A 26,974-nucleotide genomic window follows, 5' to 3' on the forward strand; every position below is an offset into this window, starting at 1 on the left:
ACAGCGGGCCATTATCGCCTCTGCGCGGGATTTAGCTATGCTGGGACGCCTTTTCATCTTTTCATCGTCAAGCGGGGGACGTGGCAAGACCGCGCAGTTCGTGCCATCTTCTTTCATGAATACACATTATTCGGATGCCATTCGTAGTTGCTGTGTGAATGACATCGTTTTAAGGATCATTGAATGACCCAACGCCAAGTTATCAACGCCTCCGTCAGTCCCAAAGGCAGCCTGGAAACGCTCTCGCAACGGGAAGTCCAGCAATTGAGCGAAGCCGGTTCCGGCAGCACCTACACCCTCTTCCGCCAGTGCGCCCTGGCCATCCTCAACACCGGCGCCCATGTCGACAACGCCAAGACCATCCTTGAAGCCTACAAGGATTTTGAAATCCGCATTCACCAGCAGGACCGCGGCGTGCGCCTGGAATTGCTGAACGCCCCGGCCGACGCCTTCGTCGACGGCGAAATGATCGCCAGCACCCGGGAAATGCTGTTCAGCGCCCTGCGCGACATCGTCTACACCGAAAATGAACTCGACAGCCAACGCATCGATTTGAGCACCTCCCAGGGCATCAGCGACTACGTCTTCCACCTGCTGCGCAACGCCCGCACCCTGCGTCCCGGGGTCGAGCCGAGGATCGTGGTGTGCTGGGGCGGGCACTCGATCAACACCGAAGAATACAAATACACCAAGAAAGTCGGCCACGAACTGGGCCTGCGCAGCCTGGACATCTGCACCGGTTGCGGCCCCGGCGTGATGAAAGGCCCGATGAAAGGCGCGACCATCGCCCACGCCAAGCAACGCATCCACGGCGGCCGCTACCTGGGCCTGACGGAACCCGGGATCATCGCCGCCGAAGCGCCGAACCCGATCGTCAACGAACTGGTGATCCTGCCGGACATCGAAAAGCGCCTGGAAGCCTTCGTCCGCGTCGGCCACGGCATCATCATCTTCCCCGGCGGCGCCGGTACGGCCGAAGAGTTCCTGTACCTGCTGGGCATCCTGATGCATCCGGGCAATGAAGGCCTGCCCTTCCCGGTCATCCTCACCGGGCCGAAACACGCTGCGCCGTACCTGGAACAACTGGACGCGTTCGTCGGTGCCACCCTGGGCGACGCCGCCAAGCAGCACTACCAGATCATCATCGATGACCCGGCCGAAGTGGCGCGACAAATGACCCAGGGCCTCAAGGCGGTCAAGCAGTTCCGCCGCGAGCGCAACGATGCGTTCCACTTCAACTGGCTGCTGAAAATCGACGAAGGCTTCCAGCGCCCGTTCGACCCGACCCACGAAAACATGGCCAACCTGAAGCTGAGCCTCGACCTGCCCGCCCACGAACTGGCGGCCAACCTGCGCCGTGCGTTCTCCGGCATCGTCGCCGGTAACGTCAAGGACAAGGGCATCCGCCTGATCGAAGACCACGGGCCGTACCAGATCCGTGGCGACGCGGCGATCATGCAACCGCTGGACCTGCTGCTCAAAGCCTTCGTCGCCCAGCACCGCATGAAACTGCCGGGCGGCGCGGCTTATGTGCCGTGTTATCGAGTCGTTGCGTAACTAATTCGGTGTAGAAATGCCGACATGAGCTTTACCGTCGCGAACCGCAGTGAAAGCTGCGATTCGCGGCACTCTATGGAAAGAAAAAATGCGCCAGCGCAATTCCGCCAGACTGCTGGTGATCAATCCCTCGCAACAGGTTCTGCTGTTTCACTTCCAACACAAAAACGATGCCCTCGCTGGCCAAAGCCACTGGGCGACACCCGGTGGAGGTCTTGAGCAAGGAGAATCCTTCGAGGCTGCGGCGGTTCGTGAACTGTTTGAAGAAACCGGACTGAATGTCGCTGCCGTGGGAGCCAGCGTTGCAGAGCGGCGTTTTCCGATGATGCTGCCCAGTGGTGAAACGGTGCTGTCGGTTGAACGGTATTTTGTGGTTCATACCGACAGTGAACGCCTGTCCCGTGAGGGATGGACGGCTAACGAAGTCCGGGTAATGGCGGACCATAAATGGTGGTCCGTAGCCGAGCTGCGAGAGACCCGAGAAACGGTGTGGCCGGAGCAGTTGATCACGATGCTGGAAAACGTCTGAAGGGCGTACAGACATACGCAAATCCTGTGGCGAGGGAGCTTGCTCCCGCTGGGCAGCGAAGCGGCCCCAAAATCGGGCAATGCGGTTTTTCAGGCAGACCGCGCTGAATGGATTTGCGACTGCTGCGCAGCCGAGCGGGAGCAAGCTCCCTCGCCACATTGGTGGTATGAACCAAAGGATTATCATTGGTTGTAAGGCCGCCATCGCGAGCAAGCTCGCTCCCACAGTTGATCCGGGTATGACTGCAAGAGGTTGGTCGGCTGTCAGGCCGCCTTCGTCGGAACGCCGCCCGGACCAAGCTCGGTCCCACAGAAGAGCAAAGGCAGAGCGGCGTACACCACGCTTTTCACCACTCATCAGGCCGAGCGTTAGCTCGCCTGCAGCTCTTGATCTTGATCCACCCGCCCCCTCGGAAGGCTGAGTGGAGGTGTTTATCCGGGGATTGGCGCGCAGCGCCGTTCGACGCAGTCGAACTCATTGCATGTAGGTCGAAGCGAAGCCGACCGGAGGGCAATGCCCCCGGATGAATACCGCAGCGAAGGAACCCCGAGCCTTAGCGAGGGGCCGTACGTTCGGGGCGAGCGTTTTTTTGGTTACTTTTTTAGGCGCTTGTAAAAAAAGTGACTCGCCGTAAGGGCGAAACCATAAGCCGCCGTTACCGCAGCAATGGATATGTACACGGTCAACAAAAGACAGGTCGGCTGTCAGGCCGCCTTCGTCGGAACGCCGCCCGGAGCAAGCCCGCTCCCACAATTGGACCGGGTACATTTGGCGGAAATGTGTTGCCTGTCAAACCCGCTCCCGAGGTTCAAGGCTGCAATGCCTGGGGCCCCGTGGACTGTTCTTTCGGCGGCCCGTCGGTGCCATCGAGAACGACTTTCTCGGCCACGAACTGCCAGTCCTTGTAACTGGCCATGCCCTTGAAGTCCGCCCACTGGCTGGGAAAGTTCTCTTGCTTGAGCGGCTTCTGCTCGGACGGGCAATACACACCGCTGATCCGCCCGTCCAAATCGCGCATCAGCTCCCACTCGCCACCCGTCATCGGCTCCGGGTACAACTGCCGCAGGTGATGCCTGGCCGTCGGGAAACGCTCGTCCTGCAACAGGTCCTTGAGCTCTTTCGGATACTGGGCCATACCGGGCGAACTGCGGTGATAGCTGCGCAACGCCTGGGCATACTGCGTACCGGCCCAGAGCAACTGCATTTCCCGATCACGGCGAGAAGCGGTGGCCCACAACTCGCCGGCACTGGCCAGGCCCATGCCCAGCACGACGATCAGAAACAGCACACCCAGGTAGGTAAAGCCATCCTGGTTCGCAGGTTTACCACTCGGAATAAAGGCTGCCATCGCGCGCCCTCCCGCTGGCCCCACTCTTGATATCGGACACCCCGCCCGCCACGCCATCCGGTGGCGCGACCATGACCCAGGTGTCCTTGCGCTCGGCAATCGGATCCAGCGGCTGGTTGCGCAGGTAGCGCAGTTCGACCAGCTGTTCGATGGAGTCGGGATAACGCCCGGTGTCCCCGTAATAGTGATCCAGTGCCTCGCGCATGGACGACAGACTCTGGCGCAGGGTGGTCTCCTTGGAGGCCTCCAGGCTGCCGAAGTAGCGTGGCAAGGCGATCGTCATCAAGGTCGCGATGATCGCCATGACCACCATCAGTTCAATCAGGGTAAAGCCCTTTTGCCGACGCATATGCTCACCACTCTCGGTAGGCGATGCCATTGAGACCCTTGCCGCGTGCCTTGGAGTAAACGTCAAAGACGTCCTGGCCCTCCCGCGGGTTCTCAGCCGAACTGTCATAAGAACGCAGGCCCCAGCCGCCCTCGTCGTCACGCTTGACGACTGCCAGCGGGTCACGGGGGATGCGCCGCAGGAAGTAGAACTTGGCGCCCTTGGGGCTGCGCGTGTCACGCACACCCTCGACCAACACTTGCAGGTTCGGCGGGTAGCCGCTGCTGTCGATCGACTTCTCGATGTAGCCGGCGTCGAAGGCCTGCTTGTAAGCATCGATGGCATCGCGGATCTGGTACAGCGCGGTTCGCAGGTCCTGCTCTTTGCCCCGGCGCACCACGGTCTCGGTCAGCGGTGCGGCCATGCCGGCCAGCAGGCCGACCAAGGCGAGCGTCACCACCACTTCGACCAGGGTAAAACCGCGTTGCGAGGCGTTCATGATCAAGGCTTCCCAACGGTAACGGTGGTGGCGATCGGTGCGTTCATGGGGTTGGTCTGAACCGTCGTGCTCATCGAACGGTCCGGTGCCTGGATGTGCATGCTGGTTTCGGTACCGGTCTGGAATTCCATGTCCGACGGGCTCTGGTACGGCAGGTTGCGCACGATCCGTGGGGTGATCGACAACACCAGTTCGGATTTGCTGACGTCGTCCTTGTTGCTGCCAAACAGGCGACCCAGGCCGGGAATGTCACCCAGGCCGGGGATCTTGTTGCCGGTGCTGCCATGGTCGTTGCGCACCAGCCCGGCGAGGATCTGGGTTTCTCCGTCATGCAGGCGCAGAGTGGTCTGGGCGTTGCGGGTATCGACCTGGACCGGAATGGTGCCCTGAGCGGTCGGCGTCAGCGGCGTGGCGTTACTGACTTCCAGCGCGATCTTGATCGCCACTTCGTTGTTCAGGTGCACGATGGGTTGCACTTCGAGCTTCAGACCGACGTCGAGGTAGGTCACGCTTTCGGTGATCACCGGGCCCTGGGTCGAAGGCACCGAGGTGGCGCTGATGATCGGCACGCGCTGACCGATGTGGATGCGCGCCTGTTCGCGGTTGCTGACCCGGATCACAGGGCTGGCCAGGGTGTTGATGTCCTTGTCCTGGGCATTGATCTTGGCCTGGGGCGATGGCGAGATCGTGATGCGGCCGGAGTTGATGCCCTTGAGCTGATCGAGAAGGGTCACCGCCGAGCCGTCGCTGTTGACCACGCCAAAGGTGTTGGGCCATTGCAGGCCAAGGTCGAGAATGCGCTGGCGGGCGACTTCCATCACTTCCACTTCCAGCACCACTTCCGGGTTGGACTGGTCCTGCGATTGCAGGAGTTTTTCCGCCATGCGCACCGCGTCGCCGGTATCGCGCATGGTCAGGGTGTTGAGGCGCTCATCGACGAACACGTCGCGGGTCTTGAGCATGGTCTTGATCATGTTCAACGCCGTGTTGGCATCGATGCTGGTCAGGTAGAAGGTACGCATCACCAGTTCCTGGTAATCCTTGATCTTCTGCGGCGAGTCCGGGTAGATCAGCACGGTGTTTTCATTCACCACTTTCTGATGCAGCTGGTTCTGTTGCAGCAGCAGATCCACGGCGTCTTCGATACGCACGTCACGTACGAAGATCGTGGCTTTCATGTCCGGGCGCAGGTCCTTGTCGAAGATGAAGTTCAGGCCGGCGACCTGGGACAGCACTTCGAAAATGGTCTTGAGGTTGGCATCGCGAAATTCCAGGGTCACCGGCCGGTCAAGGCGCGTGCGCAGTTGCGGGTACTGCACCACGTTGCGGCTCTGCACCAGGCGGATGCTGTCTTGCAGTTCCAGGGCGCCTTCGTTCTTCGGGTCCAGTTCGAGAATCTGCTTGACCTGGCGGTCGGCACCGTAGATGTCACCGCGACGCAGGTCGCCACGGGCCAGTTCGAGTTTCTCATCCATGCTGCGCAGGTAGTCGAGCTGGCGCAGGGAGTCCTGGGCGCGACGGTTGTTCGGCTCGATATTCAAGACCCGGCTGTAAGTCATGCGGGCCCCGGCGAAATTACGCTGGGCGCGGTCCATGTCGGCCTGGCTCAGCAGCGACTTCACGGCGAGGGCCCGTCCGTTGTTGAGGGCCATGTGCAAATCGGTATCGCGAGGGTTTTCCCGCAATCCCTCTTCGATGCGGGCCAGACCGGCTTCGTACTGGCCCGATTCGATCAGGGCCGAAGCTTCATCCTTGGCGAGCTGCGCGGAACTGCATGCGGCCAGCCCAGCGCAGAGACAAAGGCTCATCAACAAACGGGATTTGTTCATTCCGTACTCCCCACAGACAAAGTCTGCGCCAAACGCAGAGGCAGGTAGACCAGGCTCAGTTCCTTCTCGGAAATCCGCTCGATCCGCCAGGTTTCGTCGATGACATCCCCCTTGCGCACGACGTATATTTTTTCGCCGCTCTGCAAGAACACCTGCAGATCGGAATGGTCATGCAGCCTGCCGACAAACTGGAAGGGCAACGGTGGTGCCGTGGGGACTTGCACCACCGGAGTAACGACTACCGGTTGTTCAGTGACGGTGCCAGGGGCCGGCGCCGCTATCCAGCTGCGGGCGGCGAACAGGTCGCCTGCCGGGCTCAGGTCCTTGATCGGCGCCAGCGCAGCGGCACTCGATGCAGCCGTCGGTGCGCCCGGGGTCTTGCCCTTGACTGGGGTAGCCACGGTGGCCACCGCAAGGTCGCTGTCGTCGGCCTGATTGAAGTATTCGGGGAGCCAGGCGAGCGCTGCCGCTACACCGAAGAACGCCACCCAACCCGCCACGCGTTTGGTATTCATCATGACCTCGACAGGTAAAGGGTCATGCGGATCCGCCCGGTCAGGTCGGTATCGGCGATATTCTTGCGCGAAAGCTCCACATCCTCGAGCACCACTGCTGGCAACTGGCCGAGCAAGGCGTGCAGGAAACGCCGCAGTTGCGGGTAGCTGCCACGTACCGGCAGCAGAATCTGATAACGGGCCAGGTGCGTCTTGGGGTCCACGCCCAGGGAGTATTCACCCCGGGACAAGGTGATGCGCTCCTGGGCGGCCAGGGCATAGATCTTGTCGATGGCCACGGTGGCCTGGGGCTGGGATGGCAACTTGCTGCGGAAGTCGTCGAGCTGGCGCTGCGGCACCACCGGTGCGGCCACGCTGCCGTCTTCGACCTTGGCCAGGTACTCGGTGGCTTCGCGAGTCTGCTGGCTGAGACTTTGCAGCGACTCCCAGTCCGGCAGCAAACCTACCAGGCCATAGCTCAGCGCCAGCACCAGCATGGTCATCCCCGCCAGCCCCGGAACGCCCAGGCCTTGCAGGTATTCGTGGACGATCAATTTATGGATTTGCATCGCCGATCTCCCAGGTAGCCGACAGGTTGAACTGCACCGGGTGTTCCGGCACGTTGGCGACGATTTCGTGGCTCAGCAGCGACACGTCGGACAGCTCGTCGCTGGCTTCGAGGCGACGGTGGAAATCGAGCATGGCTTCCAGGTCCAGCGCCTCGGCGCTGATACGCACCTGGCCCTTGCGGGCGTCCGGGGTCAGGGTCAGCAGCGCAATGTTGTCCCGCGGCATGGCTTCGAGGGTGGCGAACAGGCGCTCCCAGGGGCGGCGCAACTGCTGGGAGACCTTGCGCATTTCCGCCAGGTTATGCGCCTGCTCGCGAATTTGCGCCGGGGTCAGGCTGAGTTTGCTGCCGGTATCGCCGGTGAGCACTCGCTGCGTGGTTTGCAGATGCCCCTGCTGCTGTTCGGCCTCGTTGCTCAGGTGCTGTTGCACCATCAGGCAAGTCAATGTCAGCACCACGCCACCGGCCAGCAGGCTCCAGCCCAAGGGGCCTGCACGGCGGCGCGGCTGAAAGTCGAGCATCAGGGGGCGCATGTCAGGCCACCGCCCGAGACATGAGGTACAGGCAATCGCGTGCGGCTGTCCGGTCTTCTTCGAGGCTGCGCAGCTGCACGCCGGGCACATCGGGAGGCGAATCGATGCGCGCCGGTGCATGCAGGTAGACATTCAACGGCCGTTCGCTGGTGGAAGCCTGCAACTGGTTTTCACGACCGATCAGCGCGGTCAGCGCGGCATCGCTGTCGCTGCTGCCCACCGAACGCACCGAGGTCCAGCGTCCTTCCCGGGCCAGCAGCAACACGCTGCGCACCGGTTCGGCGACCACGAACAGGAAGTCCCCGGCTTCAAAGCTTTTATCGAAATGGTTGAACGCCGCCATCAGATACGGCTGCACCGAACGCAGGCGCAAACCGCGAGCACGGACCAGGGCGCGCAGGCGTTCGAGCAAGTCCTGTGGCAGCGCGGTGGCGATGCGATCGTAACCGGCGGGTTCGGCCGAGAGCACCAGGCTCCAGGGCTGCGTCGGGGCACCGTAGAGGTCTTCGAAACACAGGTGGGCGAAGCCGAGCAACTCGGCCGGGCTGCTGATCTGCTCACTCCAGGGCACCAGGCAATAGCGGCTGAAGTGCCCGGAGATCACCACGGTCAGTTCCGCCCTGGCAACGCTGTGTTCGGCCAGCAAGCGGTCAAGGGTATCGAGGGCCACCGTCCAGGCCTGGAAGCCTTCGTCGATGTAGCCGACGCTGCCCAGCCAGTGGGTTGCAGCACCCTGCCGTTGCCCCAGGCCAACACCGTTGGCGCCGAGCACGGCGACAAATTGCTCACGAGATAAAAGTGACACGATTGATCTCCTCGAGCGTCGTCCGGCCTTGTTCCACCATCTCCAGCGCCGACTCGCGCAACAGGCGCAAGCCACGCTTGCAGGCGTGCGCCTTGATTTTCGAAATGGGCTGGCGCTCGACGATCATTTGCCGCAATTCGTCGTCCAGATGCAGCAATTCGGCAATCGCGCTACGCCCGCGATAACCGGTGCCCCGACAATGCCCGCAGCCCTTGCCGTGGACGAACTGGTAGTGAGCGACCTTTTGCGGATCGAGCCCCGAGACCTCCAGTTCTTCTTGGGTCGGGCTGTAGGGGCTGCTGCAGCTGGTGCAGACCAGGCGGATCAAACGCTGGGCCAGCACGGCATTGAGAGCCGAGACCAGGCTGTAGGGATCGATTTCCATCTGGGTGAAACGGCCGATCACGTCGAACACGTTGTTGGCATGAATGGTGGTGAACACCAGGTGACCGGTGAGCGCCGATTGCACGGCGATCTGTGCGGTGTCCGGGTCGCGGATTTCACCGACCATGATCTTGTCCGGGTCATGGCGCAGGATCGAGCGCAGGCCCCGGGCGAAGGTCAGGCCTTTCTTCTCGTTGACGGGGATCTGCAGCACGCCCGGCAGTTGATACTCCACCGGGTCTTCAATGGTGATGATCTTGTCCACGCCGTGGTTGATCTCGGTGATCATCGCGTACAGGGTGGTGGTCTTGCCGCTACCGGTCGGCCCGGTCACCAGCACCATGCCATAGGGTTCGGCGGCCAGCCGTCGCAACTGGCGCAAGGTTTCTTCTTCAAAACCCAGGGCCTGCAATTGCACACCGCAGACCTTGTCCGCCAGGTCCTGTTTGTCGAGGACCCGCAGCACCGCGTCTTCCCCAAAAATGCTCGGCATGATCGACACCCGGAAGTCGATCTGCCGGCCGCTGATGCCGATCTTGAAGCGGCCATCCTGAGGCACGCGTTTTTCGCCGATGTCCAGTTCGGCCATGACCTTGACCCGGGAAATCACTTGCTCGGCGAATTCGTTGCCCTGGATCTTGCTGATGTTGTTGAGCACACCGTCGATCCGGTACTTGATCACCAGGCCGCTGCCGGTGGTGCCGAGGTGGATGTCGCTGGCGTGCATTTTCAGCGCGTCGTACAGGGTCGAGTTGACCAGTTTGACGACAACGCTGGAATCTTCGCTGATGCTGGTCAGGGACAGGCTTTGCAGGTTATCGATCTCGGCGCCGGCGTCGCTCTGGGCGTTGAGCGACTCCACCGCATGGAAGCTTTCTTCGTGACGCGCCAGGTAGGCCTTCAGGTCATCGGCATGCACCAGATACAGCGGCGCGCCTTGCAGGCATTCATCGATCCAGGCCAGGCGCGCACTGTCGAAAGGGTCGGCGAACACACCGATGACCGCATCGTTATGACGCAGCAGAGTGAATTCGCGCTTGAGGCATTGGGCCAGGGTGACCCGGTCGAACACCGGGGTGGAATTGAACAGGCTGTCGGTGTCGAGCACCGGGTAGTGCAGGGTTACGCCGAGGCATTGAATGAAGGGCATGGGAGCCAGTTCGCACAGTCCCCCCAGGGCGTCCAGCATCCGCTCGCCGGAACTGGTGGCAAGGGCCCGGGCCTGGGCCAGTTGCTCACTGCTGAAACGAGTCGGTGCACATTCCGGTTGCGCCGGTTCTACGGCAAGGGATAGACGGTCCATGGCTTGCTCTCCAACGCCCGGGGCTTTGGGCCCTGTCGGCGCGGCGAGCCATTTCGGCGCAGGCCGAAACGTCTTGTCGCGCCACTACTCCCCGGTGAGCAATTGTTCGTCGTCTGGAGCCTTGGTGGCCGATGTACTTTTTCGGCGATCTGCCAGCACCCAACTACCGTCGTACAACTGCAACGGGAAACTCTCGGTCCTGCTCTGGCGTCGTTCGACAAAGCCTTCGCAAGTGCTCACTCCCGCTTTGGGTTCGCGTTGCCTGCCCAGAAGATCAAGCACTGCACGGGCCAATTCCGCCAATGGAAACGGCTTGAACAGGATATGGCTGACGCCCAGTTGCCGGGCCCGCTCACAAACTTCCGCGGTGGGGTGCCCTGTGATCAGCACGAAATGACACTTCCTGTTCTGGCGGACGGCATCGAGCAACTGAAAGCCTTCCATATCGGGCAAGCGGTAATCGAACACCATCACATCGGGCGCGAAATCGTCAGCTTCAGCGATTCCTTGCGCACCGTCGTGGGCAATCCGGACTTCCAGTGCTTGCGCCTGCAGGTAACCCTGGAGGTTCTCCGCCAGCAACTGTTCGTCATCAACAACCAGTACTTTGTTTAACAAGGTGGACTCCTTGAAACCGCAGGTCCGGGATTTGAACCTGACGGAGTGCGCGCCCTGACAGGACTAACGCATACTTCATGCCAGGCTGGGCGCCGGTAATTTTAGGACTTCATGTCCTTGAATTTAAAAACAATGCCTTTTCGTACCGTAACTCCATCCCCCAGAAACGGGGAAAGCGACCTGATTGGCACTGATTTTTTTCCCCCACTGTTGGGGAAACCCCCTATTGATCGTCAATCCGTTCGATTCGATTGCGCGAGCGCAATGGCGCCGACGCCCTCTTCCAGGTTAAGCGTAGCCCTGCGATTTCGACAGTGAAAGCGTCTGCACCGGGTGGTATCGAGTTTCATGATCGGCCTCCGGTCAGGGCTTGGCAGCAATGGGTTTATAGGGCGCGACCAGGAAGAAACGCTGATCCGGCAGATCCACCGTGACGATATGGGCACCGCTCAGGCCCAGGCGTCGGCCCGGGCCAAAGCTCATCAGTGGCGTCAGCCCGGTATCGAAGTCACGCAGGCCTTCCAGAGCACTGACCAGCTTCTCGCGACTGGCATTGCGCCCGGCCTGCTTCATGCCTTCGCTGAGCAGCATCATCGAACTGAACGCGCCCACTTGCAGCACCGCGTGCTGGCCACCGAGGCCCTGATGTTCGCGCAGCTGGGTCAGGGCCAGGCGCCCGGCCAGGGTCCAGTCGCTGGGCACGAACGGATAGGCCAGGAACACCCGCCGGGAAAATCCGCTGGGCATCTGCGTCAGATTGCCCGCCACCTGGTTCGAGGCTGCGAACAGGTAAGGCACCTGTCCCGCCGTTTGCAAGCGCTCGGCCAGGCGACTGAAGCCGCTGCTGCTGCCCAGGTAAAACACCGAGCGCGACCCCAAGGGAAAATCATCCCCGGCCGGGTCGTAGGCTTGCAGGCTGACCTTTTGCCAGGCGTGCCCCTGCAAGTATTTGCTGAGGTCTTGCGCCGCCAGACGTTGGCCGGGTTCGTCCGGGTAGGCGATCAGCGTCGGCCCCTGAAGCACCCGCAGGCTGGCCCTGGCGTAGTCGGCCAGGGCGATCAATTGCTCGCGAAGGCCCGGCAGCGGTTCGAATATCTGCGGGCTGGTATAGGGCGTGCCTTGCAAGGACAGCGGCCCGATCAGGGGAATGCCGGCCCGTTCCAGACGTACGGCGAAGCTCCCGTCCAATGCCGGCGCCAGCGGTGCGATCAGGGCAAACACCTGCTCTTCGTCGATCAACCGATCCAGCGCCTTTTCGGCACTGGCGCGGTCGGCACCGGGGTCGAGGATGGTCAGGCGCAACTGCCGGCCATGAATTCCGCCCGCCTCGTTGATGCGCGCCACGCAGCCGTTGAGCACCGCCGCCACCGTGATGCCCTCCTCGCCCAAGGGTCCGGAACCCGGCAACAACGTGCCCAGGTGCAGACTGTCTGGGGCCAGGCCCGGGTCGCTGTCGGCGGCCAGGTGCTTGAGGTACGCCGTGAGGTTGCGTTGATCGATCATCGACAACACGAACCGTGGCATCGTTGGATCGAGCTGGTTGTTGCCCGGATCGCGTCCCTCCTGCACCGCCCGCGCCAGGGTGGTTTCACTGTAGGCCGGGTAACTGCGGCCGTTGATGTGCTGTTGGCCCTGGCTGCTGGCCAGTCTCGACCAGCGCAGGTCTGGCGGGCGCACCTCGCCTTCCGGGCGCCCGAGGCCATCTTCACCATGACAACTGGCGCACGGCAGGCGGCTGGCCGGCAGCAGCATGCCCGCTGCGCCGACCCGGACCATGACCGGATCGCCGTTGGCCGACACGCCTTCGTGGTACAACCGTTTCCCGGCACTTTCGCTGAGGCTCAGCGGCAGTGCCTGGGCGGTGAACGCGATGCCGCCGAAGAGCAGCAGGCCAAGGACGAGGGCAGTATTCATGGCCGTGGCTCCGCGACCGGGGCAACGGGACGGATTTTGCTCCAGCGTCTGTTCGCCGCGTCACCGACGATCCACCGGGTGGAGTGTTGCGCGGGGGTCGGCAGGATCTGGTCGATGCGCCCCCATACAAGGTCCATTTGCACCTTGTCTTCGGTAAGAAAAAACCAGTGGGGCCCATCGATGCCCTGTTTCAAGGTGCAAGCCTTGAGTACCGCCGCAGTGTTACGCAGCGGATCACTGGCAAGGGAGATAAAGGTGCTGCCGTTCTGGCCCTGCAAGGGTGTGCAGGGCAAGCAGGTTTTCCTGTCGAGGGCGCTCATGGCTGATGCTCCATGGCGATGGCGGTGTGCTTGGCGTGGGCGTTGCGTTCGCCTCTGAGCCTCTCGACGGCCCGGGCCAGCTCCGTCGGGTCGGTGAGACCGTAGTAGCGGGTCCAGGAACGGTTGTTGCCGTCCCCCACCAGAATCAGCGGCGAGTGGTTCTCGACGCCACCGCTGTAGGCGCCAAGGCCCTTGAGGGTGGCATCGACCGACTGCGGCGAACCGGTCAGCCAGCTCCAGCCCGGCCCCTTCTGGAAGGTGCGGGCGTAGTCATTCAGCCGTTGGGGATCATCACGCTGCGGGTCGATGCTGATCGACACCAGTTGCACCTCGGTGCCGACCCGCGCGCCCAACTGTTTTTGCACCCTGCCCATGATCGAGGACACCACCGGGCAGACCGTGGTGCAGTTGGTGTAGATGAAACCCATGACCACGATCTTGTTGCTCACCAGGTCTTTTTCCAGGCTGACGACCTTGCCGTTCTGGTCCAGCAGGGTCACGTCGGCAAACCTGATCCGGGCGGTCTGCGGGTTGGCGGTGCTGGCCGACATATCGTGCCCGGTGTGCTCGTCCACCGAGTGTGCCGGCGCCTGGTCGATACCGAAGACCAACAGGCAGAACGTCAGCAGGCCGCGATGCGCGAATCGGTCCATGTCTGTTTCCTCTTGGTGGTGTATCGCCACTTCTCGACAAATCGACCGGAGCAATCCGCATGCCACAAAAAAATACGTTATTAATCAGCGTGTTATAATTACGACTTGATAGGTCGGGGGATTTACCCCACCCAATCCCCCCACTTTTTCGCCGGGGCCATCATTCCCCACTATTGGGGAAAAATCCCCCGGGGGTTTCGATCACAGCGGCGCATCCGCGGGCAACCCCTGCAAACGCCGATACTGGTTCAGCACGCTGGGCACATAACGCTGGGTCTCGGCGAACGGCGGGACCACGTTGCCCCGGCTGAGCACCGCTTGCGGGCCGGCGTTATAGGCCGCCACGGCGAGGCGGATATCGTTGTCGAACATCGTCATCAGGCGCTTGAGATAGCGGGCGCCGCCCTGGATGTTGGCCTTGGGGTCGTAGACATTGGTCACACCCATTTCGCGGGCAGTGTCGGGCATCAACTGCATAAGCCCGCGAGCACCCTTGGGTGAGGTGGCGCGGGCGTTGTAGCTCGATTCGGTCTTGATCACTGCGTGAATCAGCGCCGCCGGCAGTTCGTTGGCCGTGGCTGCCGCCGCCACCAGCTCGGCATAGGGTTGCGCGGCGATCATCTGCGGTTGCTGATCGAGGCTGACCACCGCCGCATCGGGCTCACGAATCACCCGTTCATAGTGGCGTCCGGGGCGGTGGACGTTGGACAGGACGTAGCTGCCATTGGCGTCCACGGAAACAAACACATCGGCCTGTGCGGCGCCGGCCAGTACAAGCAGACCCAGTAATCCGGTGGTGAGTGTTTTCATTGTTATACCTCCCCTTCCGGCCCCGAAAATTGGGGCAATTGCCCCAATGGCCAGTCGTGCACCAGCCATACGCAAGCACTGTGCCGTAAGCGAGAAGGCCCGTAGTACGGGGGGGCGCGCCAGGGTCAGCAATCGTGAGCATGGCAATTGCATGCAACTACATGGCAACTCTGCTGCCGACTGAGTGAGGTCATCATGAATCAGCGACTGTCTTATGCCCGGCGACCCCAAGGCGGGTTCACCTTGCTCGAACTGTTGGTAGTGCTGGTGGTACTGGGGCTGTTGGCCGGCATCGTGGCGCCGAAGTATTTCGCCCAACTGGGCCGTTCCGAAGTGAAAGTGGCCAAGGCGCAAATAGAGGGCTTGAGCAAAGCCCTGGACCTTTACCGCCTGGAAGTCGGCCATTACCCATCGACCGAACAAGGCTTGCAGGCGCTGGTCACCGCCCCCGCCGACGAACCGCGCTGGACCGGCCCGTACCTGCAGAAAAAACTCCCGCAAGACCCCTGGGGCCGCAACTACGCCTATCGCTATCCCGGTGAAAACAGCGAGTACGACCTGTTGTCCATGGGCAAGGACGGGCAACCCGGTGGCGAAGGCGAGAACGCCGAAGTCACCAACTGGAACTGACGGGAATGGCGACCATGCGCTTTCATCTCAAGACCGTTGGCAAGGCCGGTGTCGTCTCGATGACCGTCGAAGCACCGGGGCACAGCGAAGCCAGGCGCATCGTCGAAGACCAGGGCCTGCGGGTGGTCAGCCTGCACGCCGAGCGACATTGGCGCGCGTTGCGCCTGCACAAGCGCGAGACGTTCAACCTGGTGTTGTTCAGCCAGGAACTGACCACCCTGCTCAACGCCGGCCTGCCATTGATCGATGCGCTGGAAAGCCTGGCGGAAAAGGAAAACGCGCCACAGGCTCGCAAGACCTTGAACGAGTTGGTTCGCCTGCTTTACGAGGGCAAATCGTTTTCCCAGGCCCTGAGCCAGCTGTCGGCGGTTTTTCCTCCGCTGTACGTGGCGCTGGTGCAGTCCAGCGAGAAGACCGGCGCCGTGGGCGATGCCCTGGGCCGCTATGTCAGCTATCGCCAGCGCATGGACGAGGTTCGCCAGAAGATCATCAGCGCTTCGATCTACCCCTTGCTGTTGCTGGTGGTGGGTGGTGGCGTGGTTTTGTTTTTGATGGGGTATGTCGTACCGCGCTTCAGCCTGGTGTTTGAAGGACTGGGGTCGAACCTGCCGTGGATGTCGCAGATCCTGATGAGCAGTGGCATGTTCCTGCACGCCCACCAGGGTGAATTCTTCGGTGGCTTGCTGGCCATCATCGTCGCCCTCACCCTGCTCCAGCGCCAGCCGGCGTTTCGTCGGGGGCTGGACCGACTGATCGAAAAACTCCCCGCGGTGCACCAGCGCATCTTCATGTATGAACTGGCGCGCTTCTACCGTTCGCTGGGGATTCTGCTGCAAGGTGGCATCCCTCTGGTCACTGCCATGGGCATGGTCCGTGGCCTGCTCAGCGTCGCCTCCCGCACGCGCCTGGACCAGGCCTGCGACCGGGTGCGCGAAGGGCAATCACTCTCTGCCGCGCTGGAACTCAATCACCTGGTGACCCCCGTGTCCCTGCGCCTGCTGCGTGCCGGCGAACAGTCCGGCAACCTCGGGCAAATGATGGAGCGCAGCGCCGACTTCTACGACGAAGAAATCAGCCGCTGGATCGAATGGTTCGTGCGGCTGTTCGAACCCTTGCTGATGACCTTCATCGGCCTGCTGATCGGGGTGATCGTGATCCTGATGTACATCCCGATTTTCGAACTGGCCTCGAGCATTCACTGACCCTTTGGAATTGACCCTTTAGAAGCAGGTCCGGCCGTGCATCGCATTCTTTTTCAACGTTCCAGCCGAATAAATCGGTGCGTTGAACTGTTCATCTAGTTCCCATGGGGAAAAAAGGCAGCACATTGCAATGTTCATCAACGTTCCAATCTGAATAAAAAAGACGGAGAACGACATGCTCATCAATAAGCTTTTACTGGCAGTAGCTATTGGCGCGGTTCTGTCGGCGTCTACCGTATTGATTCCGGACAGCCTGTCCGGAGTTTCCAGTGCTCTGGCCAAGGATGGGGGGGGTAGTGGCGGCGGCGGTGGTGGTGGCGGCAGTGGTGGTGGCGGCGGCGGCGGCAGTGGCGGTAGCGGTGGTGGTGGCGGCAGTGGTGGTGGCGGTAGTCACGGTGGAAGCGGCAGTGGCGGCAACAGCGGCAGCGGCCACAGTGGCGATCATGGCAGCAACAGCGGCCATGGCAGTGCCAACAGCGGTTCGAGTCACTCCGGAACGGCCTCGTCCTCAGGTCGCAGCGGCACCCATGATGAGCCCGGCGATGACCATGGGGTTCATGCCAATGGCGAGCCCGGTGATGACCGTGGCGTGCATGCCAATGGCGAGCCCGGCGATGACCGCGGTGTCCATGCCGAACCCGGTGATGACAAAAGGAGCTGATCCCAGCTGATTCCCATACAACACAAAACCCTGTGGGAGCGGCGCACCGCCGCTCCCACAATAGATTGTGTGAACCATCTCATTACAACCCACCCTCAGACTGATCCAGTTCCTCGCGCAAGAACTCAACCAGCGCCTGCACCGGCCGCGAACTCTGCCGGTGTTGCGGATAGACCGCCGATAACGTCAGCGGCTCGGGGCGCAAATCCTCCAGCACCTCCACCAGTCGCCCATCCTTCAACGCCGAGCCGACAATGAACGTAGGCAAATACGTGATCCCCAGCCCGGCGATCGCCGCATCCTTGAGCAGTTCACCGTTGTTGACGCGCATCCGCCCGCTGACATTGACGCTCAATGATTTGCCCTGCCCCGCAAACCGCCATTGCACCTGTCGACCATGGCCATACGGCAGGCAGTCGTGACTGTGCAAGTCTTCAGGCTTGAGCGGTGTACCGCGCTCGGCCAGGTACGCCGGGCTTGCGCAGTACACCCGCTCAATGGAGGCAATGCGACGGGCGATCAGTGTCGAGTCCTCCAGTGTGCCGATGCGCAGCGCGAGGTCGTAGCCCTCACCGAGCAAATCCACGGGGCGATCGCTCAAATCCATCTCCACCGTCACGTCGCGATAGCGCTGCAAAAACACTGGCAACAGGCAGCCCAGATGGGCCAGTGCGAACGACAGCGGCGCACTCACCCGAATGGTCCCGCGTGGCTCGGTGGTCTGGCCGGCGATGCCCTGCTCCACTTGTTCGACTTCGCTGAGCAGGCGCAAGGCTGATTCGTAATAGCTCTGCCCCAGGGGTGTAACGTCCAGGCGCCGGGTCGAGCGATTGAGCAAGCGCACGCCCAGGCGCTCTTCGAGTTGCATCAAGCGGCGGCTGACAAACTGCTTGGACAGCCCCAATTGATCGGCGGCCGCCGTGAAGCTGCCGGAGTCCATGACCTGGCAAAAAATGCGCATATCTTCGAAGGGGTTCATTGTCACTTCCCGGTTGACAGTCAAACACTTTATAGCCGCTTTTTCCCTTCATGGCACACCATTAATCTTCGTTCACCGCACTGAAATCACCTTCCCCGAAGGATCTGCGATCTGTTTGCCGCAAGCATTTAAATGGAGTTCCCCATGTCCTTGCTCCTTGAGCATTTGCTTTCCCTGAGCGCACTGCTGTTGGTAGTCGACGCCCTGCTCTGGCACCTCGCGCCATTCAAGCATCGCGTCAGCCGGGTCGGTGTGCGCCTGGCGCTGTTTGTGCTGTTCAGCGCGGTGCTCATCAACGCCGGTGTCAGCCCGTTGCAGGCGCCCTTGTTTGCCGAAGATCCCGTGGCACAACTGGGGGCCACGGCACTGGGGATTCTCTGGTGGCTGTACGCCGCGCGGGTGCTCACCGAAGTGATCGGCCTGGCCCTGATGCAGCGCATCGGCCACAGCGGCCGGCTGTTGCAGGATGTCATCGGCGCACTGGTGTTCCTGATTGCCGTGGTGGCCGCCGCCGGCTACGTGCTGGAACTGCCGGTGAAAGGCTTGCTGGCGACCTCCGGTGTCGTCGCCATCGTGGTGGGCCTGGCATTGCAGAGCACCTTGAGCGACGTGTTCTCCGGCATCGTGCTCAACACCACCAAGCCGTATCAGGTCGATGACCGGGTTTCCATCGACGGAATTGAAGGCAAGGTGCTGGACATCGACTGGCGTGCCACCCACCTGCTGACCAGCGCCGGCAGCACCGCGGTGGTGCCGAACTCGGTGGCGGCCAAGGCGAAGATCGTCAACCTCAGCCGCCCGTTCAACCTGCACGGCGTGTCCATCAGCATTCAAGTGCCCAACCACATCCGCCCGCGTCGGGTACTCGACGCCCTGGACCGCACTCTGCAAGGCAGCAGCAGCCTGCTGCTCGATCCGGCGCCGAAAGCCGTGCTCAAGGAAGCCGGCGAAACCATGTCCGAATACGTGGCCAGCGGCTTTATCGCCGAGTTGGGCAAAAAAGGTGAAGTGCGCAATCAACTGTTCGACCTGGCCCATCGGCACCTCGAAGCGGCAGGCATTTCCCGGCAACCCGATGGCGTGATCGAACCGTCGACCCGCGCACGGGCCTTGCTCGATGAAGTGAAAATCTTCCGTTCCCTGAGCGCCGAGGAGCGTGATCGCCTGGCCCAGAACATGGTGGCGCAACAATACACGGCCGGTGAAGTGGTGCTGGATCTGGAAGAAGTACCGGACAGCCTGTTCGTCATCGCCACTGGCGTGGTCAGCGCCACCGTCCCCGACGGCAGCACGCAGATCGAAGCCGGGCGCATGGGGCCGAGCGAAGTCATGGGCGAACAAAGCATCCTCGCCGACACGCCATCCCAGGCACGGTTCACCGCCATGACTTCAAGCATCATTTACCGCCTCGACAAATCCCTGACCCGCAGTTGCATGGCGCAACGACGGGAAGTCGACCGGGCGTTGAACAAGCTGCAAGCAGTGCGCCAGCAGAACAGCCGGATGGCGTTGATGGCCAAGCCGGTGGAGGTCAGGAAAGGTGGGTTTTTGAGTTGGCTACAAAACCGTTGAAAGAAAAAAGATCGCAGCCTTCGGCAGCTCCTACAGGGAAACACATTCCGAAGTAGGAGCTGCCGAAGGCTGCGATCTTTTAAAGGCTGCTGGCCAAAGCCAGCAGCCACAACCATTACTGCGCAGTAAATTTCATGTAGCTGTTGATCAGGTTGCGATAGTTCGGCAGGCGCTCGGACAGCAGGTTGGCCAGGCCTTCCATGTCGTTGCGCCAGTCGCCTTGCAGCTCGCAGGCCACGGAGAACCAGTTCAGCAGGTGCGCACCGGCGGCCGACATGCGTGCCCAGGCCGCTTGTTGCACGGTGGTGTTGAAGGTGCCGGAAGCGTCGGTCACCACAAACACCTCAAAGCCCTCGGCAATGGCCGACAGGGTCGGGAACGCCACGCACACGTCGGTCACCACACCGGCGATGATCAGTTGCTTGCGACCGGTGGCCTTGATCGCCTTGACGAAGTCTTCGTTGTCCCAGGCGTTGATCTGGCCCGGGCGAGCAATGAACGGCGCGTCCGGGAACTGCGCCTTGAGCTCCGGCACGATCGGGCCGTTCGGACCGCTGTCGAAACTGGTGGTGAGGATGGTCGGCAGCTTGAAGAACCTGGCGATGTCGCCCAGCGCCAGCACGTTGTTCTTGAACTCGTTGGGCGAGAAATCCTGTACCAGCGAGATCAGACCGGTCTGGTGGTCGACCAGCAAAACCACGGCATCGTCTTTGTTCAGGCGTTTGTACGGAACGTTGCTCATTGGAAACTCCTTGATGGATGGTTGTCGCAGTCAGCGCCGACCTGTTGGGCCGGCGCTTTTTTAAAAGAGTCAGAAGGCAAAACACGAGCAGCCAAAGGCACCCCAGAAACCGGCAAAATCGCTGACCGGCGCGTTCGACAGGCGCGCCCGTTCATGACTGTGGGAATGCACCGCGCACGGGCCGCTGCAATGGTGAACCTGGGCCTGCATCGGCGACGTCGGGCGCCAGTGACCGGGCACCTTCACCACCGGCGACCAGTCCGGCAGTACCGGCACGCTGGCCGGCCCGAGTTTCTCGAAGTCACCGGCACCGTAGACCACCTTGCCGCCGACCACGGTCAACACCGACTCGATCCACTTGATCGCCTCTTCATCGACGCTGAAAAAATCCGCGCTGAGGGCGGCGACATCGGCCAGTTGCCCGACCTTGATCTGGCCCTTCTTGCCTTGCTCCGACGAGAACCAGGCGCTGCCGTGGGTGAACAGTTCCAGCGCCGTCAGGCGTGAAAGGCCTTCGGCGTGCAACTCCATACCGCCGACGGTGCGACCGCTGACCATCCAGTACAGCGAGGTCCACGGGTTGTAGCTCGACACCCGCGTCGCGTCGGTACCGGCGCCGACCGGCACACCTTCGGCCAGCATGCGTTTGATCGGCGGCGTGGCTTCGGCCGCTTTCGCGCCGTAACGCTCGACGAAATATTCACCCTGGAACGCCATGCGATCCTGGATCGCGATGCCACCGCCCAGCGCCCTCACCCGCTCGATGTTCTGCGGGGTGATGGTTTCGGCGTGGTCGAAAAACCACGGCAAGCCATTGAACGGAATGTCGCGATTGACCTTCTCGAACACATCGAGCATGCGGCTGATGGATTCGTTGTAGGTGGCGTGCAAACGGAACGGCCAGCGTTGCTCGACGAGGTGGCGCACCACCGGCTCCAGCTCGGCTTCCATGGTTTGCGGCAGGTCCGGGCGCGGTTCGAGGAAGTCTTCGAAGTCCGCCGCCGAGAACACCAGCATTTCCCCGGCGCCGTTGTGCCGCAGGAAATCGTCGCCCTGGTGCAGCTTCACGCTGCCGGTCCAGTTCTTGAAATCGGTCAACTCTTCCTTGGGCTTCTGGGTGAACAGGTTGTAGGCGATGCGCACGGTCAGTTGCTCGTCCTTCGCCAACTGCTCGATCACCTGGTAATCATCCGGGTAATTCTGGAAACCGCCGCCAGCATCGATGGCGCTGGTCAGGCCCAGGCGATTGAGCTCGCGCATGAACTGGCGGGTCGAGTTGACCTGATACTCCAGCGGCAACTTCGGCCCCTTGGCCAGGGTCGAGTACAGAATCATCGCGTTGGGCCGCGCCACCAGCATGCCGGTCGGCTCGCCGTTGGCGTCACGCACGATCTCGCCCCCCGGCGGGTTCGGTGTGTCGCGGGTATAACCGGCGACGCGCAACGCGGCACGGTTGAGCAAGGCGCGGTCGTACAGGTGCAGCACAAACACCGGCGTATCCGGTGCCGCCTGATTGAGCTCCGCCAAGGTCGGCATGCGCTTCTCGGCGAACTGGAATTCGTTCCAGCCACCGACCACCCGCACCCATTGCGGCGTCGGCGTACGGTCGGCCTGCTCCTTGAGCATGCGCAAGGCATCGGCCAGGGACGGCACACCTTCCCAGCGCAGTTCCAGGTTGTAGTTCAAGCCGCCACGGATCAGGTGCAAGTGCGAGTCGTTGAGCCCGGGGATCACGCAGCGGCCCTTGAGGTCGATCACTTGTGTGCCCGAACCACGCAGTGCCATGGCTTGGGCATCGCTGCCGACCGCGACAAAACGCCCGTCGCTGATCGCCACGGCGCTGGCGAGCGGTTTCTCACGGTCAACGGTATGGAATTGACCATTGAACAGAATCAGATCGGCGTTCATCACGGTTCCTCGTGCAAAGTAGCGGGAGACAGCCAGGGCGCGAACAGACGCGTCGCCATGGGCATGAAGATGTAAACCACCGACAGCACGATGGTCAGGGTGATCAGGAACGTGGCCACCACGTAGTTGGAGAGCAAGGCGTTGAGCCGTAGCAGCGGCCCCCAGAGCAGCGGTACCAGCAGGGTGTGCGGCAGGATCACCAGCAGCGTTACCACGGCCTGCTTCCAGCGCGGCGGTGGCGTACCGGCCTCGGCCTGGGGCGAGAACCAGAACTCGTTGACCGGATTGACCTCGGTCTGGTCGCCATCGGCCAGCATCGGCGCGGCTTCGTTGACCAGTTCCTGGCGTTGCGGTGAATCGAGCCAGCTCTGCATTGCCTCGGTCGAGCAAAAGCGCAGCACGCAGGTGTAGGTATCGAGGCCGGCATTCTTGCCGCGCACCACGTCCACCCCCAGATGCCCGACGTTCTGCGCGGCCACCTTGACGATATTGCGCAGCCAGGCTTCATAAGGCACTTCGAAACCGGCCTTGACCCGGTGCTTGACGATCAGGGTCACCACCTCATCAGGTCCGGGACTGGCCGGCTCACGGCGATTGAGATCAGACATAACGCAAGGCTCCGACGAAACGGACATTGAGCGCCAGCCGTCCCGGCCCGGCGATGAAAATGCTGCTGAACACGATCAACAACAGCCAGCCGAACTGGCCTTCGAAGAGCGTCCACTGCGGATGCACGACCAACATCGACACCCACAGCAAAAACAGAATAGGCAAACACGCCATACGCGCCAGCAACCCGGCAACGATCAGCAGCGGGCACACGACCTCGGCGAAAATCGCCAGCAGCAGCGTCAGGTTCGCGCCCAGGTGGAAAGGGTCTTCAATGTTTTGCAGCTCGGCACTGTAGTGAAACAGCTTGGGCAAACCGTGTACCCACAACAGGAACAACCCGCCGCTGACCCGCAGGAACAGCAGCCCCCAGTCTTGCGCCCGATCATCGCGTCGCGAAGCGTCCATGGCCTACCCGCACAAATAAAAAACCACCGGCGTCGATACGCCGGGACAGGACTTGATAGTGCCGGGACGGGGGGAGGAAAAATTGAATGTACGTGCTCTGTTTGCGGGTGCGACAAAGATGCGCAATTCACCTGCAAAGCGCAGTCCCTGTGGCGAGGGGGCTTGCCCCCGCTGGGCTGCGAAGCGGCCCTAAATCCAGCAACCGTGATGCTTCAGGCAAACCGTGTTAACCGGTTCTACGACTGCTGCGCAGCCGAACGGGGGCAAGCCCCCTCGCCACAGGGATCAGTGGTTAGTCTTGCGGGTCGATATTATCCAGCGCCCGGTTCACCGCCAGCTCACCCAACATGATGATCTGCGCAATTCCCAGCAGTGAATTGCGATGAGGGCTTTGCAGAAATCCCGCAAGGTCGCTGGCCATGATGCTGGCCGAGGCCAGGGATTCGCAGGCGTGGGCCAATAGCGTTTCGGTGTTGATGTCGGGGGCGATGACAAACATCGTGCTGGGTTTATGCGATGGAGCCGGATCTTTTGCGGGGTTGAGGTAGTGATCCAGTGCGCGGTCGGCGGCTTCGTGGAGTTTTCTGGAGTCGAGCGAATCGTAGGGGGAAACGTCGTCGGATTGCGGGGGATTCGGGGTTGGTTTGAACATGGCGGAGCTCCTTTATACCTGGTGAAACCACCAAAACCCGTCGCTAAACAAGTAAGGGTGGCAGCTGTACGCAGGTTAGCGAACCGGGAGGTATAAGACCCGGCAGACCCGAAGGCCTCCCGCGCACAGCCACCATGTCGAAAATTGCAAACACACGAATATGTGCAATAGAGACTGGAGCCTTGTTGCGCTTATACCTGGTCGGGTCGCTAAACCCGGTCGCTGAATTTGCAGCGACAGGGAAACGATAAAGACCGGGTACAAGACTCACAAGCCGGCGGATTCTGGCGTAGTTGTAGGCAACGACGCAAGGCGGTGTGGCTTTCAGGAATAGAGGCTGACGGCTTTTAAACAGGGCTGTCAGAACACTGCATATTCCCTGTGTGCGAGCTTGCTCGCGATGGCGGCATTACATCCGGCATTGGTGTTGACTGATCCACCGCTATCGCGAGCAGGCTCGCTCCTACAATTGGATCGGCAACATCTGTGAGAGATTGGTTGGCTGTCAGGCCGCCTTCGCGAGCAAGCCCGCTCCCACAGTTTGAGTTGTGTGTATCTGCGAGAGATTGGTTGGCTGGCAGTCCGTCTTCGCGGGCAAGCCCGCTCCCACAGGTACTGAGTACATCTGTGAGAGATTGGTCGGCTGGCAGGCCGTCATCGCGAGCAAGCTCGCTCCCACAGAAGAGCAAAGGCAGAGCAGCCCACACCGCGCCGCTTCTCACCACTCATCAGGCCGAGCGTTAGCTCGCCTGCAGCTTTTGATCTTGATCCACCCGCCCCCTCGGAAGGCTGAGCGCAGGTGTTTATCCGGGGATGGGCGCGCAGCGCCGTTCGACGCAGTCGAACTCATTGCATGTAGGTCGAAGCGAAGCCGACCGGAGGGCAATGCCCCCGGATGAATACCGGAGCGAAGGAACCCCGAGCCTCAGCGAGGGGCCGTACGTTCGGGGCGAGACCTTTGGTTCCTTTGGGCTGGGCCGGCACTCCGGCGTTTGCCAAAGGGACTCGCCGTAAGGGCGAAACCATAAGCCGCCGTTACCGAAGCAACGGATATGTACTCAGTCAGGAAGGAATATCCAAAGCCAAAGACATGAACTGACCAATCCGCGACCGCAACCACCGCTCCGCCGGATCATTGTCATGCACCCCGCTCCAGGCCATCGACAACTGCGCCGCCTCAATCTCGAACGGCGGATCCTCGGCCCGCAACCCACACCCCTCGACCAAAGCACACGCCGCATAATCCGGCACAGTGGCAATCATCTCGGTCCCGGCAAGCAACGCCCGCAACCCACTGAACTGCGGCACCCCCAGCACCACACGACGACTGCGCCCGACCTTCGCCAGATCCAGGTCGATATTGCCGCTCAAATCCCCCGAGAACGACACCATCGCATGGGGCCGCTCGCAGTACTCATCCAGGGTCAGCGTCCCGGGACGGGTGTCACCGCGCAGCACCTTGCAGGGAATATCGCGCAGCTTCTTGCGCTTGGCATTGGCCGGCAGATCCGTGGTGTAACTCACGCCCACCGAGATTTCCCCCGACGCCAGCAGCGTCGGCATCAACAGGTAATTGGCCCGCCGCACGACCACGACGATGCCCGGCGCTTCCTCCTGCAACTGACGCAGCAACGGCGGAAACAAACCGAACTCGGCATCGTCCGACAGCCCAATGCGAAACACATCGCAACTGGTCGCCGGATCGAACTCCTTGGCCCGGCTGACCGCACCGGAAATGGTGTCCATCGCCGGTTGCAACTCCTTGAGAATCGCCAGCGCCCGCGCCGTCGGTTCCATGCCACGACCGTTGCGCAGCAGCAACGGGTCGTCGAACAGATCGCGCAAACGCCCCAGCGCGGCGCTCACCGCCGGTTGGCCCATGAACAGTTTTTCCGCGACGCGGGTCAGGTTCTTTTCGAACATCAGGGCCTCGAAAATCACCAGCAGGTTCATGTCGACGCGACGCAGATCGTTACGGTTCATAGGCTCGGGTTCCTTGTTTGTTCGGCCAGGCGCGAGAGCTGTCGACTTTACTCGATCAACGGTACGTTTGCCGCTCGTTTGTACGGCCCGTACTCCACCGGCACCCACTGGAAATGCTTGCCTTCGGCGGTGATATGACCGATACCGGGAAATGGCAGGTGTGCCGCCGTCACCCAGGTCTTGCTGGCGGCAGCGGCACTGAACACCTGGTTGCGGCTTTTGATCGCATGCTGGCTGTCGACGTCGAAACCGATCGATACCTCAGGATGCAGGAACTGCACGGCGAGGTTGTGCACCAGGTCGCCCATGAACAGGATGCTTTGCCCTTGCGAGGTGAAACGGTACGTGGTGCTGCCCGGCGTGTGCCCTTCTTCCAGTTGCGCCTCGACCACACCCGGTAGCGGTGACTGGCCGGGGGTGAAGGTCTTGAAACGGCCGGCGGCCACGTAAGGCGCGGTGGAATCCTGGGCGATTTTGAAGTAGCCCTTGGCCGCTTCCGGTGCCTTGGCCAATGCCTGCGGATCGAGCCAGTAGTCGGCCTCGGCCTTGGCGGCATACACCGTGGCGTTGGCGAACAGCGGTTGCTGTTGGCCGTCCACCAGGCCGCAGACATGATCAAGGTGCAGGTGGGTGATCAGGATGGCGTCCACTTGCTCCGGTTTGTAGCCGGCCGCTTGCAGGTTGGCCGGCAACTGGCCGGCGGTAGGGCCGATGCACTGCCCTGCCCCAGTGTCGATCAGGATCAGCTGTTTACCGGTGTTGACCAGAAAGGCGTTGAAGGCGGTCTGTACCCCCGGGGTTTCAATCGAACGACGGGCCAGCAGTGCGCGGATCCGGTCCTGGCTCATGCCCTGCAACAGCTTGGGCGATAGATCGTTGTAGCCGTCGAACAGCGCCGTCACTTCGTAATCCCCCAGCGCCAGGCGGAAGTATCCGGGTACTTGCGTGCCCACCTGCGCGGGCGCCTGAGCCAGTGCGCCGGCGGATATCAGCGCCAGGCCGATGGCGCCGAGCGTTCCCTGCAATGTCCGTTTCATCTGATTACCTTTCCAGGCCAAGCGGCGGTCCGTTATAGCCCGCTCCATTGTGCGCATCTTGTGCCAATCGCCGCTGCCCGCACTTGCAACGATGTGCTG

At 61.7% G+C, this 26,974-nt stretch carries 27 protein-coding genes and 1 pseudogene; 6 read left to right on the top strand and 22 right to left on the bottom strand.

Features of this window, described 5'->3' with window-relative positions; translation table 11 throughout:
- Positions 1-183 precede the first annotated feature (183 nt).
- The gene (gene ppnN, locus ACM6G4_RS11025) at positions 184-1,557 is read left to right on the top strand and encodes a nucleotide 5'-monophosphate nucleosidase PpnN (RefSeq protein ID WP_056723516.1); all 1,374 of its coding nucleotides are present in this window, start codon (positions 184-186) and stop codon (positions 1,555-1,557) included.
- Positions 1,558-1,645: 88 nt separating this feature from the next.
- Entirely contained in the window at positions 1,646-2,086 is a 441-nt protein-coding gene (locus ACM6G4_RS11030) for an NUDIX hydrolase (RefSeq protein WP_223541487.1), read from the top strand.
- An 808-nt stretch (positions 2,087-2,894) separates the two neighbouring features.
- Here the strand turns inward: ACM6G4_RS11030 and ACM6G4_RS11035 are convergent.
- The 14 genes and pseudogenes from ACM6G4_RS11035 to ACM6G4_RS11100 all read right to left on the bottom strand — a co-directional run bounded on the left by ACM6G4_RS11035 (position 2,895) and on the right by ACM6G4_RS11100 (position 14,492).
- Positions 2,895-3,434 (bottom strand): type II secretion system protein, encoded by a 540-nt coding sequence (locus tag ACM6G4_RS11035; RefSeq protein WP_056723512.1) that lies wholly within the window; start codon positions 3,432-3,434, stop codon positions 2,895-2,897.
- Entirely contained in the window at positions 3,409-3,783 is a 375-nt protein-coding gene (locus tag ACM6G4_RS11040; RefSeq protein ID WP_056723510.1) for a type II secretion system protein, read from the bottom strand. Before ACM6G4_RS11040 ends, ACM6G4_RS11035 begins: the two co-directional genes overlap by 26 nt.
- A 4-nt stretch (positions 3,784-3,787) precedes the next feature.
- Complete coding sequence (locus ACM6G4_RS11045; RefSeq protein ID WP_056723508.1) at positions 3,788-4,261, bottom strand: type II secretion system protein; 474 nt, start codon at positions 4,259-4,261, stop codon at positions 3,788-3,790.
- A gap of 2 nt (positions 4,262-4,263) precedes the next feature.
- A complete protein-coding gene (locus ACM6G4_RS11050; RefSeq protein ID WP_414913660.1) occupies positions 4,264-6,090 on the bottom strand; it encodes a secretin N-terminal domain-containing protein in 1,827 nt (608 codons plus the stop codon).
- Complete coding sequence (locus ACM6G4_RS11055; RefSeq protein WP_414913661.1) at positions 6,087-6,605, bottom strand: hypothetical protein; 519 nt, start codon at positions 6,603-6,605, stop codon at positions 6,087-6,089. The genes ACM6G4_RS11050 and ACM6G4_RS11055 overlap by 4 nt, the downstream gene beginning before the upstream one ends.
- Positions 6,605-7,153: a hypothetical protein gene (locus tag ACM6G4_RS11060; RefSeq protein ID WP_056723501.1), complete on the bottom strand. Its 549-nt coding sequence runs from the start codon at positions 7,151-7,153 to the stop codon at positions 6,605-6,607. Before ACM6G4_RS11060 ends, ACM6G4_RS11055 begins: the two co-directional genes overlap by 1 nt.
- Complete coding sequence (locus ACM6G4_RS11065) at positions 7,140-7,685, bottom strand: PilN domain-containing protein (protein WP_056723500.1); 546 nt, start codon at positions 7,683-7,685, stop codon at positions 7,140-7,142. Before ACM6G4_RS11065 ends, ACM6G4_RS11060 begins: the two co-directional genes overlap by 14 nt.
- A 1-nt stretch (position 7,686) precedes the next feature.
- Positions 7,687-8,490: a hypothetical protein gene (locus ACM6G4_RS11070; protein ID WP_414913662.1), complete on the bottom strand. Its 804-nt coding sequence runs from the start codon at positions 8,488-8,490 to the stop codon at positions 7,687-7,689.
- The gene (locus tag ACM6G4_RS11075) at positions 8,471-10,177 is read right to left on the bottom strand and encodes a GspE/PulE family protein (protein WP_056723496.1); all 1,707 of its coding nucleotides are present in this window, start codon (positions 10,175-10,177) and stop codon (positions 8,471-8,473) included. The genes ACM6G4_RS11070 and ACM6G4_RS11075 overlap by 20 nt, the downstream gene beginning before the upstream one ends.
- Positions 10,178-10,261: 84 nt before the next feature.
- Entirely contained in the window at positions 10,262-10,795 is a 534-nt protein-coding gene (locus ACM6G4_RS11080; protein ID WP_056723493.1) for a response regulator, read from the bottom strand.
- Between the two features lie 363 nt (positions 10,796-11,158).
- The gene (locus ACM6G4_RS11085) at positions 11,159-12,709 is read right to left on the bottom strand and encodes an ABC transporter substrate-binding protein (protein WP_223541485.1); all 1,551 of its coding nucleotides are present in this window, start codon (positions 12,707-12,709) and stop codon (positions 11,159-11,161) included.
- Positions 12,706-12,975, bottom strand: a pseudogene (locus ACM6G4_RS11090) (hypothetical protein); the annotation flags it as partial. The pseudogene ACM6G4_RS11090 and the gene ACM6G4_RS11085, both read right to left, overlap by 4 nt.
- 50 nt (positions 12,976-13,025) lie before the next feature.
- Positions 13,026-13,682 (bottom strand): SCO family protein, encoded by a 657-nt coding sequence (locus tag ACM6G4_RS11095; RefSeq protein ID WP_414913663.1) that lies wholly within the window; start codon positions 13,680-13,682, stop codon positions 13,026-13,028.
- A 201-nt stretch (positions 13,683-13,883) separates the two neighbouring features.
- The gene (locus tag ACM6G4_RS11100) at positions 13,884-14,492 is read right to left on the bottom strand and encodes a lytic transglycosylase domain-containing protein (RefSeq protein WP_056723487.1); all 609 of its coding nucleotides are present in this window, start codon (positions 14,490-14,492) and stop codon (positions 13,884-13,886) included.
- Positions 14,493-14,687: 195 nt separating this feature from the next.
- On the opposite strand from ACM6G4_RS11100, the gene gspG reads away from it, so the two are divergent.
- From gspG to ACM6G4_RS11115, 3 genes are all read left to right on the top strand, one after another.
- Positions 14,688-15,122, top strand: a complete 435-nt coding sequence (gene gspG, locus ACM6G4_RS11105; RefSeq protein ID WP_056723485.1) for a type II secretion system major pseudopilin GspG — start codon at positions 14,688-14,690, stop codon at positions 15,120-15,122.
- A gap of 14 nt (positions 15,123-15,136) precedes the next feature.
- The gene (locus ACM6G4_RS11110; RefSeq protein ID WP_414913664.1) at positions 15,137-16,324 is read left to right on the top strand and encodes a type II secretion system F family protein; all 1,188 of its coding nucleotides are present in this window, start codon (positions 15,137-15,139) and stop codon (positions 16,322-16,324) included.
- 175 nt (positions 16,325-16,499) lie between these two features.
- Entirely contained in the window at positions 16,500-16,985 is a 486-nt protein-coding gene (locus ACM6G4_RS11115) for a hypothetical protein (protein ID WP_414913665.1), read from the top strand.
- 82 nt (positions 16,986-17,067) lie between these two features.
- On the opposite strand, the gene ACM6G4_RS11120 is transcribed toward ACM6G4_RS11115, so the two are convergent.
- Positions 17,068-17,964, bottom strand: a complete 897-nt coding sequence (locus ACM6G4_RS11120; RefSeq protein WP_056723480.1) for a LysR family transcriptional regulator — start codon at positions 17,962-17,964, stop codon at positions 17,068-17,070.
- 144 nt (positions 17,965-18,108) lie between these two features.
- On the opposite strand from ACM6G4_RS11120, the gene ACM6G4_RS11125 reads away from it, so the two are divergent.
- Positions 18,109-19,536 carry a mechanosensitive ion channel domain-containing protein gene (locus ACM6G4_RS11125; RefSeq protein WP_414913666.1) on the top strand — a complete coding sequence of 476 codons (1,428 nt, stop codon included), beginning with the start codon at positions 18,109-18,111 and terminating at the stop codon, positions 19,534-19,536.
- Between the two features lie 115 nt (positions 19,537-19,651).
- On the opposite strand, the gene ycaC is transcribed toward ACM6G4_RS11125, so the two are convergent.
- The 7 genes from ycaC to ACM6G4_RS11160 all read right to left on the bottom strand — a co-directional run bounded on the left by ycaC (position 19,652) and on the right by ACM6G4_RS11160 (position 26,875).
- Entirely contained in the window at positions 19,652-20,278 is a 627-nt protein-coding gene (gene ycaC / locus ACM6G4_RS11130) for an isochorismate family cysteine hydrolase YcaC (RefSeq protein WP_056723476.1), read from the bottom strand.
- Between the two features lie 69 nt (positions 20,279-20,347).
- Positions 20,348-22,186, bottom strand: a complete 1,839-nt coding sequence (locus ACM6G4_RS11135; RefSeq protein WP_056723474.1) for an amidohydrolase — start codon at positions 22,184-22,186, stop codon at positions 20,348-20,350.
- A complete protein-coding gene (locus ACM6G4_RS11140; RefSeq protein ID WP_414913667.1) occupies positions 22,186-22,794 on the bottom strand; it encodes an antibiotic biosynthesis monooxygenase in 609 nt (202 codons plus the stop codon). The genes ACM6G4_RS11135 and ACM6G4_RS11140 overlap by 1 nt, the downstream gene beginning before the upstream one ends.
- Positions 22,787-23,203 (bottom strand): DoxX family protein, encoded by a 417-nt coding sequence (locus tag ACM6G4_RS11145; RefSeq protein ID WP_414913668.1) that lies wholly within the window; start codon positions 23,201-23,203, stop codon positions 22,787-22,789. The genes ACM6G4_RS11140 and ACM6G4_RS11145 overlap by 8 nt, the downstream gene beginning before the upstream one ends.
- 292 nt (positions 23,204-23,495) lie before the next feature.
- Complete coding sequence (locus ACM6G4_RS11150) at positions 23,496-23,855, bottom strand: DUF6124 family protein (RefSeq protein ID WP_414913669.1); 360 nt, start codon at positions 23,853-23,855, stop codon at positions 23,496-23,498.
- A gap of 1,062 nt (positions 23,856-24,917) precedes the next feature.
- Positions 24,918-25,838, bottom strand: a complete 921-nt coding sequence (locus ACM6G4_RS11155; RefSeq protein ID WP_414913670.1) for a LysR substrate-binding domain-containing protein — start codon at positions 25,836-25,838, stop codon at positions 24,918-24,920.
- Positions 25,839-25,885: 47 nt separating this feature from the next.
- Positions 25,886-26,875, bottom strand: coding sequence for an MBL fold metallo-hydrolase (locus ACM6G4_RS11160; RefSeq protein WP_414913671.1), 990 nt, complete (start codon positions 26,873-26,875; stop codon positions 25,886-25,888).
- Between the last annotated feature and the right edge of the window lie 99 nt (positions 26,876-26,974).

Origin of the sequence: Pseudomonas sp. IT-P258 (assembly GCF_949767825.1) — a bacterium.
GTDB classification, from domain to species: Bacteria; Pseudomonadota; Gammaproteobacteria; order Pseudomonadales; family Pseudomonadaceae; genus Aquipseudomonas; species Aquipseudomonas monachiensis.

What these genes read in the sequence shown, in the direction of transcription:
- ACM6G4_RS11115 (WP_414913665.1), top strand. Translation starts at nt 16,500, where the DNA reads ATGCTCATCAATAAGCTTTTACTGGCAGTAGCTATTGGCGCGGTTCTG.
- ACM6G4_RS11075 (WP_056723496.1), bottom strand. Translation starts at nt 10,177, where the DNA reads ATGGACCGTCTATCCCTTGCCGTAGAACCGGCGCAACCGGAATGTGCA.
- ACM6G4_RS11095 (WP_414913663.1), bottom strand. Translation starts at nt 13,682, where the DNA reads ATGGACCGATTCGCGCATCGCGGCCTGCTGACGTTCTGCCTGTTGGTC.
- ACM6G4_RS11040 (WP_056723510.1), bottom strand. Translation starts at nt 3,783, where the DNA reads ATGCGTCGGCAAAAGGGCTTTACCCTGATTGAACTGATGGTGGTCATG.
- ACM6G4_RS11100 (WP_056723487.1), bottom strand. Translation starts at nt 14,492, where the DNA reads ATGAAAACACTCACCACCGGATTACTGGGTCTGCTTGTACTGGCCGGC.
- gspG (WP_056723485.1), top strand. Translation starts at nt 14,688, where the DNA reads ATGAATCAGCGACTGTCTTATGCCCGGCGACCCCAAGGCGGGTTCACC.
- ACM6G4_RS11030 (WP_223541487.1), top strand. Translation starts at nt 1,646, where the DNA reads ATGCGCCAGCGCAATTCCGCCAGACTGCTGGTGATCAATCCCTCGCAA.
- ACM6G4_RS11110 (WP_414913664.1), top strand. Translation starts at nt 15,137, where the DNA reads ATGCGCTTTCATCTCAAGACCGTTGGCAAGGCCGGTGTCGTCTCGATG.
- ycaC (WP_056723476.1), bottom strand. Translation starts at nt 20,278, where the DNA reads ATGAGCAACGTTCCGTACAAACGCCTGAACAAAGACGATGCCGTGGTT.
- ACM6G4_RS11055 (WP_414913661.1), bottom strand. Translation starts at nt 6,605, where the DNA reads ATGAATACCAAACGCGTGGCGGGTTGGGTGGCGTTCTTCGGTGTAGCG.
- ACM6G4_RS11155 (WP_414913670.1), bottom strand. Translation starts at nt 25,838, where the DNA reads ATGAACCGTAACGATCTGCGTCGCGTCGACATGAACCTGCTGGTGATT.
- ACM6G4_RS11050 (WP_414913660.1), bottom strand. Translation starts at nt 6,090, where the DNA reads ATGAACAAATCCCGTTTGTTGATGAGCCTTTGTCTCTGCGCTGGGCTG.
- ACM6G4_RS11150 (WP_414913669.1), bottom strand. Translation starts at nt 23,855, where the DNA reads ATGTTCAAACCAACCCCGAATCCCCCGCAATCCGACGACGTTTCCCCC.
- ACM6G4_RS11045 (WP_056723508.1), bottom strand. Translation starts at nt 4,261, where the DNA reads ATGAACGCCTCGCAACGCGGTTTTACCCTGGTCGAAGTGGTGGTGACG.
- ACM6G4_RS11085 (WP_223541485.1), bottom strand. Translation starts at nt 12,709, where the DNA reads ATGAATACTGCCCTCGTCCTTGGCCTGCTGCTCTTCGGCGGCATCGCG.
- ACM6G4_RS11125 (WP_414913666.1), top strand. Translation starts at nt 18,109, where the DNA reads ATGTCCTTGCTCCTTGAGCATTTGCTTTCCCTGAGCGCACTGCTGTTG.
- ACM6G4_RS11120 (WP_056723480.1), bottom strand. Translation starts at nt 17,964, where the DNA reads ATGAACCCCTTCGAAGATATGCGCATTTTTTGCCAGGTCATGGACTCC.
- ACM6G4_RS11035 (WP_056723512.1), bottom strand. Translation starts at nt 3,434, where the DNA reads ATGGCAGCCTTTATTCCGAGTGGTAAACCTGCGAACCAGGATGGCTTT.
- ACM6G4_RS11145 (WP_414913668.1), bottom strand. Translation starts at nt 23,203, where the DNA reads ATGGACGCTTCGCGACGCGATGATCGGGCGCAAGACTGGGGGCTGCTG.
- ACM6G4_RS11065 (WP_056723500.1), bottom strand. Translation starts at nt 7,685, where the DNA reads ATGCGCCCCCTGATGCTCGACTTTCAGCCGCGCCGCCGTGCAGGCCCC.
- ACM6G4_RS11060 (WP_056723501.1), bottom strand. Translation starts at nt 7,153, where the DNA reads ATGCAAATCCATAAATTGATCGTCCACGAATACCTGCAAGGCCTGGGC.
- ACM6G4_RS11160 (WP_414913671.1), bottom strand. Translation starts at nt 26,875, where the DNA reads ATGAAACGGACATTGCAGGGAACGCTCGGCGCCATCGGCCTGGCGCTG.
- ACM6G4_RS11135 (WP_056723474.1), bottom strand. Translation starts at nt 22,186, where the DNA reads ATGAACGCCGATCTGATTCTGTTCAATGGTCAATTCCATACCGTTGAC.
- ACM6G4_RS11140 (WP_414913667.1), bottom strand. Translation starts at nt 22,794, where the DNA reads ATGTCTGATCTCAATCGCCGTGAGCCGGCCAGTCCCGGACCTGATGAG.
- ppnN (WP_056723516.1), top strand. Translation starts at nt 184, where the DNA reads ATGACCCAACGCCAAGTTATCAACGCCTCCGTCAGTCCCAAAGGCAGC.